Below are 5,895 nucleotides of genomic sequence, written 5' to 3'. Positions count from 1 at the left end.
CGGGGTGGGCGTCGGGGTCGGGGCGGGTCCCGGAGCCGGCGTCGGCGCCGGAACGACGATCACGCCTTCGCCCGGCGAAGCGACGCTGGTGGCGCCGTCACAGGCAGCAAGGGTCGCACCCGCGCAGCTCGTCAGCAGAATAAGGCTAAGGCGTTTGAAGTCAGCCATGAAAAAATCTCCGTTCCGGTCTTTTCCGGGTTCACGAGGTGGGCGCAGGCCCGACGATCGACTCGGAGTTCCCCCTGTCGACCCCGACGCCCGGCTAGGGGCTGGCGATGACACGGCGATGCGGTTTCGGAGACGGTTTGATTTCTTCTAAATGACAGAAAGGTGACGTTCGTGACGACGGCGTGACAAACTTCCGTCAATCAACCCGACGCGCCACACCAGGCGCGGGAATCGAAAGGGCCGGCACCCATCGGATGCCGGCCCCTGATTTCGGTGACTTAAAGCTCGCTTTCCAGCCAGGCCTTCAACCGCCCCTTGGGTTCGGCGCCGACTTTGGTCGCGGCGACTTCCCCGTTACGGAACAGGATCATGGTGGGGATGCCGCGCACGCCATATTTGCCGGGGGCATCGGGATTTTCGTCGATGTTCAGCTTGGTGATCGTCACCTTGTCGCCCAGTTCGTCGGACAGTTCCTCAAGGCTGGGACCGATCATCTTGCAAGGCCCGCACCATTCGGCCCAGAAATCGACGAGGACAGGACCTTCGGCGCCCAGCACGTCGCTGGCGAAACTCTGGTCGGTGACGGCCTTGGTCGGCATGATCGAAACTCCTTCATTGCTTGGCACGCAATCTATGGTGCCGCACGCACCGGCTCAAGCGCGCGGGGGCAAGCTTTGCTCCGTGTCCGCCAAGCCCGGCTTGGCCGCCGCCAGCATTTCGGATGGCAGCACCAACAGACGCGGCCCGGCGGTATAAAGCAGCGCCGCTTCGACCGGCCGGTCGGGAAAGATGACCGACAGCGCCGCGACATAGGCCGCCATCTGGCGCCGGTGATAGTCGGGCACGTCGCCCAGCCCGTCGGGCACGCGGCGTCCGGTCTTGAAATCGACCACGCGGACGCGGTCCGGCTGGACCAGCAGCCGGTCAACGGTGCCTGCGACGACCTGCCCACCGACCACGGCGGCGATCGGCGCTTCGGCCAGAGCATCCGCACCGAAGAGGTCCGCGAAATCAGGGTGGTCGATGATCGCCAGCGCGCGATCGAGCAGGCCCGCGCCAAGCGGGTCGTCGCCCAGCCACGCCAGTCCGGCGGCGCGGCGATGCTCGCCCGGCAGCGCGGGCAGGCGTTCGAACAGGCCGTGGAGCAGGCGCCCGCGCTCGGCCGCGTCACGCATCGCGGGTCCGGGTGGCGGATCGACCACCGCGTCGTCGCCCAGCGACGAGGGGGCAAGCGGGCGGGGGGGGCGTGCTTCCTGTGGCGCGGGGCGGCGCGCCCAGCCCGGCAGCGTTGCCGGGTCGCGGGCGGGGTGCGCCGACCCGGTATCGGCAGCAACGGGCGCGGCATCGTCAGCGAGTTGCCGCGCCTCACCCGGCGGCACGCCAAGCGCATCGAAGGCGAGCATGGCGGCGCGATACCAGCTGAGCGGCGGCGCTTCGCCCTTCGCGCGCTCCGACAGGCTGCCCGCGATGACCAGTTGCTCTTCGGCGCGGGTGGCGGCAACGTAGAACAGCCGCCAATGTTCTTCCAGTTCGCGGCGGTCGGTGTCCTCGACCAGCGTGTCCAGCAACCCGCCGCGCTCCGCCGATCGCGGGCGGAATATGGGGATCGCGGGCAGCGCCGGATCGGGCTGCCATTCGATCAGGTCGCGGCGGTTCTGTGTCGGGTCGGCAGTGGCGTCGGCCAGGATGACCAGCGGCGCCTGCAGCCCCTTGGAGCCATGGGCGGTCATCACCCGCACCGCCGCCTGCGGCCGCGAGCTGTCGCGCACGATCTCGACATCGCCGCGATCGAACCAGTCGAGGAAGCGCTGCAGCGACGGCGTGGCGTTGTGTTCAAAATCCAGCGCGGCGGACAGCAGCTCCTCGATCGGATCGCGCGCTTCCTCCCCCAGCCGCTCGATCAGGCGGCGGCGGCCGTCCAACTCGCCCGACAGCATGTCCTCAAGGAAGCGATAGGGCGTGGTGAAATCGGCGCGCGCCAGCAGGCGATACAGCGGCGCCAGCCGTTCGGACGACTGGGTGGCGCGCAGATGGCGCCACAGCCCGCCCTGGCGCCCCATCGCCGCCGCCATCAGATCGTCCTGGCTCCAGCCGATCAGCGGTGAGACGATCAGGCTGGCCAGCGCCAGATCGTCGCCGGGTTGCAGCACGAAGCGGATCGCGGCGAGCAGGTCCTGCACCGCCAGCGGCGCGTTCAGGCGCAGACGGTCGACACCGGCCACCGGCACCCCCTCCGCATACAGGCGCGCGACGATCAACGAGGCGAGGTCGCCGCGCCTTTTGACCAGGATCATCACATCTTCGGGGCGGAGCGCCCGCCCCTTGCTGGCCAGCATATGCCCGGCGGCCAGCCAGTCGCGGACCTGCTTCGCGATGCGTTTCGCCAGTTCGCGCACCTGATCGTCGACCCAGCTTTCCTCATCCTCCTCGCTGCCGCCCGCGACGACGGGGGGCAGCAAAGTGACGGTGCCAGGACCGGGCACTTGCGACGCATGGGGCTGGCGCTCCCCCGCCCCCATGCCGGGTGCTGGCAGCATGTCGAGCGCGGCATCGACGAAGCGCAGCACCGTCGCGGTCGAACGGAAGCTTTCGTTCAGCGCCACCGTCTCCAGCGGGCGATGCTCCTCTGCCTCCACCGGCGTTGCGGAAGCGAGCCGGTCGAAATGCACCTGCGCCGCGCGGAAGAAGATGGGGTCCGTGCCCTGAAAGCCGTAAATCGCCTGCTTGTCGTCACCCACCGTGAACAGGGTGCGGACCCGGTTGCCGCGGGTGCCCGCTCCGGCGAAAAACTCGTCGGCGATGGCGCGGACGATGCGCCACTGGGCGACGTTGGTGTCCTGCGCCTCGTCGATCAGGACATGTTCGGTCGACAGGTCCAGCTTGTAGCGCACCCATTCGCCCATGCCCGGCGTTTCCAGCAGGCGCACCGTGGCGGCAATCAGGTCGTCGAAATCGACTGCGCCCGCCAGCCGCTTGGCCCCGGCATAAGCGGCGGCATAGGCGCGCCCCGCCTCCAGCGCGGCTGCCAGTGCGTCGGCATAGGCGGCGCGGACGCGCAGCGACAGCAGCTCGGCACAGCGGCCATGCAGGCGTTCGGCCAGCGGCGGATAATCCTCACCCGGCGGCACCTGTCCCTTGCCGCCACGCGGATCGCCCTTGCCCGTTGCCCACACCAGATGCAGGTCGCCCAGCGTTCGCGCACGCGTGGCCGGATCAGCCGCCAGCCACGCGGCGATCACATCGGCGCGCTCCAGCCCGCGCTTGGTGCCCCATGCCGCCTGAAGCGCTGACAGTTCGCGCAGTGACGCCATGTCGAACATGTCGTCGCCACACGCCGCCTGAACCGCCGCGTCGATGTCGTCGCCGGGCAGGTCGAGCGCGCGGCGGATGAAGGGCTGGATGCCCGGTCCCATCGGCAGGGCCGCCATCGCATCGGGCCGCGCAGCACAAGCGTGCAGGAACGCTTCCGCCTTGACCTCCCCCAGCCGCATCGCCAGCCCGCCGATGGCATCAGCAATGCGCGTGCCGCCGCCGCGCGCCTCTTCCTCCAGCAGGCTGGCCAGCGCGTCGCGCCGCAACAGCGCCTGTTCGCGCGGCTCGATCGGGCGAAAGCCGGGGACCAGTCCAGCCTCCGCCGGGAAGGCGGCGAGCAGGCTCTGGCAGAAACCGTGGATGGTCTGGATGCGAAGGCCGCCCGGCGCGTCCAGCACGCGCGCGAACAGGGTGCGGGCGCGCTCGACCTGTTCGGGCGTGGCCGGTTCGCCAAGGCCGCGCAGTTCGTGGAACAGGTCGCCCCGGTCCAGCCGAACCCAGCGCGCCAGCGTGCCCGAAATCCGTTCCGCCATCTCCGCCGCGCCGGCCTTGGTAAAGGTCAGGCACAGGATCGCCTCGGGCCGGCTGCCCGCCAGCAACAGGCGAAACACGCGCGCGGCCAGCACCTGCGTCTTGCCCGTGCCCGCCGAGGCCGCCAGCCAGATGTGCCGCTCAGGATGGCTGGCGTCACGCTGCGCGCCGCGCAGGGGGTGAAGCGGTCTAGTCATGGCGGCCATACCATTCGTCGCGGCGCATCAACTGGTCATATTCGGCATAGGGCGCCATTTCGGGCACCAGCTTTGCCGTGAACGGCGCGTCGCCGGTCAGCCATTCGCGCACCGCACCGACGAAATGATCGTGCGCCATCCCGACAAAATCCTCCGGCGCGATGCCGCTGCGCCCGCCGACGGGACGCTGGATATAGCCCAGCGCCTCCCCCTTTTTCGCCAGCGACCAGTATTCGAAATCGCGCGCCTCGCCGCCCACGCCGTCAAAGCCACCGCGCTCGGCGATCAGGCCGATCAGGCCCAGTTGCAGGCTGAACCCTGCCGCCACCGCTGCCGGGCTGGGCGGCTTGCCGGTCTTGTAGTCGATGATCGCCAGATGCCCGTCGGGCGTGCGGTCGATGCGGTCATATTTGCCCGTCAGCGTGACGCCCGCAATCTCGATCGCACCCGATTGCTCGACCCCCAGCACGCGGCGACCCTCCCCCATCTGGCGCACCAGTTCGCCCGCAATCCATTCGACCGCCGCGATCAGGCGCGGTCGCCACAGCGCGCGGACGATGGGGTGCGTGCGGGTATCGTCCAGCATGGCATGGGCACGCGCCACCAGCCGCGCGGGGTCGTGCGCGTCGTCGCGCGACCATGCCTCAAGGATCGCGTGCACCGCCGTGCCGCGCCACGCCGCACTGGGATCGGCATCGACCGGGTCGAGCGGCGACAGCCCCAGCATCCGCCGCGCATAAAAGGCATAGGGATCGGCCTTCAGCCGGTCGACCTCGGTCACGGACAGCTTGCGCGGGCGGTCGGCGACCGGTGGGCACGGCGCGGGGCGCGCGGCGGGGCGCTGCACGTCGGCCGCGTCCAGCGCGCGCGCCCATTCGGCGAGATGCGGCACCGGCTCCAGCCCCTCCGCCAGCGCCTCCAGCCGCAGCCAGAAGCGTGAGGCGATGCGGGGCGACGCCGCATCACGACGCGCGCGCGTCAGCATCACTTCGCGCGCGCCAAGGCCCAGCGCAAAGTCATGCGCCGACAAGCCGATCCGCCGCTCCAGCGCGGGCAGACCCAGCTCGCCGCGGATACGCGGTGCCAGCCACGGATCGGGCGCGGGCAGCGTCGGCCACACCCCTTCGTTCAGCCCGCCCAGGATCATCAGGTCGGCGCTTTGAAACTGTGCTTCGATCAGGCCATAGATCGACAGGCGCGGGTGCCCCCCCTGTGCCGGGCGCACGGCAACCGCATCGAGCAGTTCGCGCAGCATCGGCAGCAGTGCGCCGGGCGACACCGCGCGCGGTCCGTCGCCGCCGTCGCGCTCCAACTGGTCGAGCAGGTCCGCCGCCGCCCGCCCCTCGGCCCGCGACCAGGCTGCGTCGCCCGCCAGCAGCGTCGCTGCTTCGCGCAACAGGCGCGCATGATCGTCCAGCGAACGCTCCCCGCCATCGGCCATCGCCGCGATGGGGGCCAGGCATTCGCGGATATCGTGCCACCACTTGGCAGCCGCCGCCCGCAGCGCGGCGGTGCGCTTGTCACCCTGCGCCAGATGCGCGTCGATGCCGTCCAGCCCCGGCGCGGGGCGCGGACCGCGCAAGGACAGGTCCAGCCGCCGCGCGCCCTCAAGCCATTGCAGCCGCAGCTCCCCATCGTCGGCGGCGACCAGCGGGTGTTTCAGCAGCGCCAGCAGCGACATGGGCGC

At 70.3% G+C, this 5,895-nt stretch carries 3 protein-coding genes; all 3 read right to left on the bottom strand.

The genetic code is table 11. The annotated features are described in order from the left end of the window. Positions 1–446: 446 nt before the first annotated feature. Positions 447–767 (bottom strand): thioredoxin TrxA, encoded by a 321-nt coding sequence (trxA, locus tag VL973_RS13310; protein ID WP_325284513.1) that lies wholly within the window; start codon positions 765–767, stop codon positions 447–449. A 54-nt stretch (positions 768–821) separates the two neighbouring features. Then, entirely contained in the window at positions 822–4,217 is a 3,396-nt protein-coding gene (gene addA / locus VL973_RS13305) for a double-strand break repair helicase AddA (RefSeq protein WP_414712250.1), read from the bottom strand. Beyond that, a partial coding sequence (locus VL973_RS13300; RefSeq protein ID WP_325284511.1) for a PD-(D/E)XK nuclease family protein occupies positions 4,201–5,895 on the bottom strand: 1,695 nt, incomplete at its 5' end. The genes addA and VL973_RS13300, both read right to left, overlap by 17 nt.

It is taken from the genome of Sphingomonas sp. (assembly GCF_035490575.1).
In the GTDB taxonomy this organism is placed as follows: domain Bacteria; phylum Pseudomonadota; class Alphaproteobacteria; order Sphingomonadales; family Sphingomonadaceae; genus Sphingomonas.
This window is presented reverse-complemented; position numbering and strand designations above follow the sequence as displayed.